3 protein-coding genes and 1 pseudogene are annotated in these 4268 nt (G+C 75.3%); 3 read left to right on the top strand and 1 reads right to left on the bottom strand.

What is annotated here, in order from left to right; genetic code table 11:
- The coding region (locus AB0O00_RS31055) for a hypothetical protein (RefSeq protein ID WP_363657416.1) at positions 1-297 on the top strand (297 nt) is incomplete at its 5' end.
- Position 298: 1 nt separating this feature from the next.
- Positions 299-1120: a hypothetical protein gene (locus AB0O00_RS31050; RefSeq protein ID WP_363657414.1), complete on the top strand. Its 822-nt coding sequence runs from the start codon at positions 299-301 to the stop codon at positions 1118-1120.
- Positions 1121-1212: 92 nt separating this feature from the next.
- Here the strand turns inward: AB0O00_RS31050 and paaK are convergent, their stop codons facing one another.
- Positions 1213-2565 (bottom strand): phenylacetate--CoA ligase PaaK, encoded by a 1353-nt coding sequence (gene paaK / locus AB0O00_RS31045; RefSeq protein WP_363657413.1) that lies wholly within the window; start codon positions 2563-2565, stop codon positions 1213-1215.
- Positions 2566-2868: 303 nt separating this feature from the next.
- Between paaK and AB0O00_RS31040 the strand changes: the two are divergent.
- Positions 2869-4268, top strand: a pseudogene (locus tag AB0O00_RS31040) (hypothetical protein); the annotation flags it as partial.

Raw genomic sequence — 4268 nt, 5'->3', positions numbered from 1 at the left:
CTGGGCTTCGGCGGGCAGGACGGCGAGGGCCCGGACAGCGAGGGCCGGGACGCCCGCGCCGACGGCGCCGCCCCCGCCCCGCTGCCGTCCGTCGCCGCCTCCGCCGCGCTGGAGAAGGCGCAGGGCGCCGTCCCCGGCGGCCGGGCCGAGTCCCTGCGGCGCGTCACCGCGCAGGGCGGCACCGCCGCCTGGGCCATCGTCGTCGTCGGCCCGGACGGCGTCCGGCACCGGGTGACGGTGGACGGCGCGAGCGGCGAGCTGACCGGCAACACCGTCGCCGCCGCCCAGGACCGCTGACGTGGCCCAGCACTCGACGCTGACCAGGCCGGACGCCCCGGACGCAGCCGCCGGCCGAGCCGGCGGGTCGAGCAAGGTCCCGCCCGTGGACGGCTGGTTCTGGCTGGTGAAGATCCTCACCACCGGTCTGGGCGAGGTGCTCTCCGACTTCCTCGCGCGCACCGCCGGTCCCATCCCGGCGGTCGGCGGCGCCGGTCTGCTGTTCGTGGTGGCCATCGCGGTCCAGCTGCGGCTGCGCCGCTGCGTGCCCGGCGTGTACTGGGCCGTCGTGGTCATGGTGAGCGTGTTCGGCACGATGGTCGCCGACGTGGCGCACGTCGCGCTCGGCGTCCCGTACGCGGTGTCGGCGGGCTCGCTGGCGGTGGCGCTGGCCGCGCTGTTCGTGCTCTGGCACCGGGTGGAGGGCTCGCTCGCGATCGACCGGGTCACCGGCCTGCGCCGGGAGCTCTTCTACTGGGCGGCCGTGCTGCTGACCTTCGCCCTTGGCACCGCCGTGGGCGACCTGACGGCGGCGACGCTGAAGCTCGGCTACCTGGTCGCCGGCCTCGGCTTCGCCGTGCTGATCGCCATTCCGGCGGTGGCCGCGAAGGCCCGCTGGGTGGGTCCGGTGGCCGGCTTCTGGTGGGCGTACGTGCTCACCCGCCCGCTCGGCGCCTCGTTCGCGGACTGGGCCGGCGTGAGCCACGAGCGGGGCGGTCTCGACCTGGGCACCGGCCTGGTGAGCCTGGTGCTGGCCGTCGCCATGGCGCTCGCCCTCGCGCTCGCCGCCCGCTCCGCGCGGGCGAGGACGCGCCGGGCCCGGGCTGGACGCTCCGCCGACTGACGTCTACATTGCTGTAGACGCCGCGGAGGCGGACGGCACACCCCCCGGACTGCCGTCCGCCTCCGCCGCGTCCTGCCCGGTCACCGCGGGTCTCAGCCCCGCTCGTCGACCACCCGCCGGATCTTCCCGACCGAGCGCTCCAGCGTGTACGGCTCGACCACCTCGGCCGTGACCGTCACGCCCACCCCGTCCTTCACCGCCCGGACGATCGCCGCCTGCGCCGCCGCACGCACCTCGGCGGACGCGTCCGGCCGCGCCTCGACGCGCACCCGCATCGTGTCCAGCCGCCCCTGCCGGCCCAGCCGCAGCTGGAAGTGCGGCGCGACGCCCGGGGTGCGCAGCAGGATCTCCTCGATCTGGGTCGGGAAGACGTTCACCCCGCGCAGGATGATCATGTCGTCGCTGCGCCCGGTGACCTTCTCCATCCGCCGGAAGGCCGGCCGCGCGGTGCCCGGCAGCAGCCGGCTGAGGTCGCGCGTGCGGTAGCGGATGACCGGCAGCGCCTCCTTGGTGAGCGAGGTGAAGACCAGCTCGCCGCCCTCCCCCTCCGCCAGCACCTCATCAGTGAGCGGGTCGACGATCTCCGGGTAGAAGTGGTCCTCCCAGACGTGCAGCCCGTCCTTGGTCTCCACGCACTCCTGCGCGATGCCGGGGCCGACCACCTCGGACAGCCCGTAGATGTCGACGGCGTGCAGGTCGAGCCGCTCCTCGATCTCGCGCCGCATCTCCTCCGTCCACGGCTCCGCGCCGAAGATCCCGATCCGCAGCGAGGTGCTCCGCGGGTCGATCCCCTGCTTCTCGAACTCGTCCAGCAGCGTGAGCATGTAGGACGGGGTGACCATGATGATCTCGGGCCGGAAGTCCTGGATGATCTGCACCTGCCGCGCCGTCATGCCGCCGGACGCCGGGATCACCGTGCAGCCAGCCCGCTCGGCGCCGTAGTGCGCGCCGAGCCCGCCGGTGAACAGCCCGTAGCCGTACGCGATGTGCACCTTGTCGCCGGCCCGGCCGCCGGCCGCGCGGATCGAGCGGGCCATCACGTCGGCCCACATCGACAGGTCGTTCTCGGTGTAGCCGACGACGGTCGGGCGCCCGGTGGTGCCGCTGGAGGCGTGGATCCGGCGGACCTGCTCCATCGGCACCGCGAACAGGCCGAACGGGTAGCCCTCGCGCAGGTCGGCCTTGGTGGTGAAGGGGAAGCGGGCGAGGTCCGCGAGGCTGCGGCAGTCCTCGGGCCCGACCCCGGCAGCGTCGAACTTGCGGCGGTACGGCTCGACGTTGTCGTACGCGTGCCGCAGGGTCGCCCGGAGGCGGTCGAGCTGGTGGGCGCGCAGCTCGTCGACCGACATGCGCTCGCCGGCGTCCAGCAGCCCGGGCGGGACGGGCTCGCCGAGGCGCTCCGGGCCGGCGGGCCCTCCGGACGTGCCGGGCGCGCTCCTGGTCATCGTCGCTCCTTCGCAGGTCGACCGGGCCCCTCGGGCCACGGCCAACCGATCGTTCGGACGGGCTGACTCCAGGGCCAGTAATCCAGGACGCGCAGCGGGTGTCAAGGCATCGGGCCGCCTGCGGGAAGCCCATCCGGATTGCCCGGTTCCGGCCCGTTCACGGCGACATTTCCGGGACCGAAGCCACATTTTCGGGAGCTAATTGACGAGCTGATATGAAAATCATTACGAATTTTTACCCGGATGCGGCTACTCCCGGCTCCCCCGCATGGTTCAGTAGTCCGGCTTACCCTGCCACCCGGAGTGATCACCTTGCCCACCTCTCCCGCCCTGGTCAGCGCGCTGCGCGAACTCGGCGACCGGCCCGCCGTCGTCGCCGGCGGCCGCTCGATCAGCGGCATCGGCCTGCTGCTCGGCGTCTCCCCGCCCGGCGGACTGCCCGGGGCCGTCGCCGCGAAGGTCGCCGCGCACTCCACGCTGCCCGCGAGCACCGCCCGCGCCACCGAGCAGCGGCTGCGGCACTGGGCGGGCGTCCTCGGCCCGAGACCGATCCGGCACACCCTGCTCCACCCGGCGACCGACCTCGCCGTCGAACTCGCCCTCGCCACCCTCCTGGCCGGCGGCACCGTCCACTGCGCCGACCCCGACCAGCGCCCCGAGGACCAGCTCGCCGCCCTCGCCGCCGCCGGCACCACCCACCTCACGCTGCCCTCCGACCTGCTCTGGCGCCTCACCCGCGTGCCCGGCCTCGCCGCCCACGACCTATCCGCGCTGCGCCTCGTCCTGCACGTCGGACCCGAGCCCCGGCAGGACGACGTCTACGCCGCCGTCGACGCGCTCGGCGCCGTCGTCGCCCACCTGCGCGAGCCGCACAGCGACGCCGAGGCCGCCGAGCACCGGCTGCGCGCCGCCGTCGACACCGCCGCGACCGCCGCCTGGAAGCACGCCTTCGGCATCACCGCCGAACAGCTCCGCGAGTTCGGCGCGCACCTCGACCGCGCCGTCCTCGACTCGCTCCTGCTGACCCTCCAGCAGTACGGCGTCCTCACCGACCCCGCCACCGGCCACACCGAGGCCGAGATCCTCGACACCGTCGTCGTCACCCCCGCCTACCGCCCCCAGGTGCGGCGCTGGCTCGACGCCCTCGCCCGGCACGGCCTGACGGCCCGCCACGGCGACAGCCACTTCGGCGTCCCGCCGCTCGCCGCCGCCGACGTCCGCGATCGCTGGCGCCCGGCCGCCGACGCCTGGGCCGACGGCCTCGGCCCGGCCGCCGCCCTCGACCGGGTCCGGCGCGCCGCCCTGCGCCTGCCCCGCCGGATCACCGGCCAGGAGCCGCCCCGCCCGGCCATCCCCCCGGTCCGCTGGGCCGCCGCCCGCGGGTACTTCGGCGCGGCGCTCGGCTCGCTCGTCCGCGGCATGGCCGAGGCGCACGACGGGGCCGCGCCGCTGCGGGTCCTGGAGCTCAGCGACGGCGACGGCACCGACACGGCGATCGCCCGCGCCCTGTCCGCCCGCCCCCGCCAGGTCATCGAGCACCACCCGCTGCCCGACGGCGGCCGGTTCGACGTCATCGTCGCCGGCGGCTCCGGCGACCCGGACGCCACCGTCGCCGAGCTCGTCCGCCTCCTGGCACCGGGCGGGCGGCTGCTGCTCCTCGCGGCGACGGAGGAGCAGCTCGACCTCCTCGTCACCGCCGAGCC

The sequence above is a fragment of the Kitasatospora sp. NPDC093558 genome (assembly GCF_040683475.1).
GTDB lineage: Bacteria > Actinomycetota > Actinomycetes > Streptomycetales > Streptomycetaceae > Kitasatospora.
Note: the sequence above shows the minus strand (reverse complement) of the source record. Positions and strands in the feature narration are given on the sequence as shown.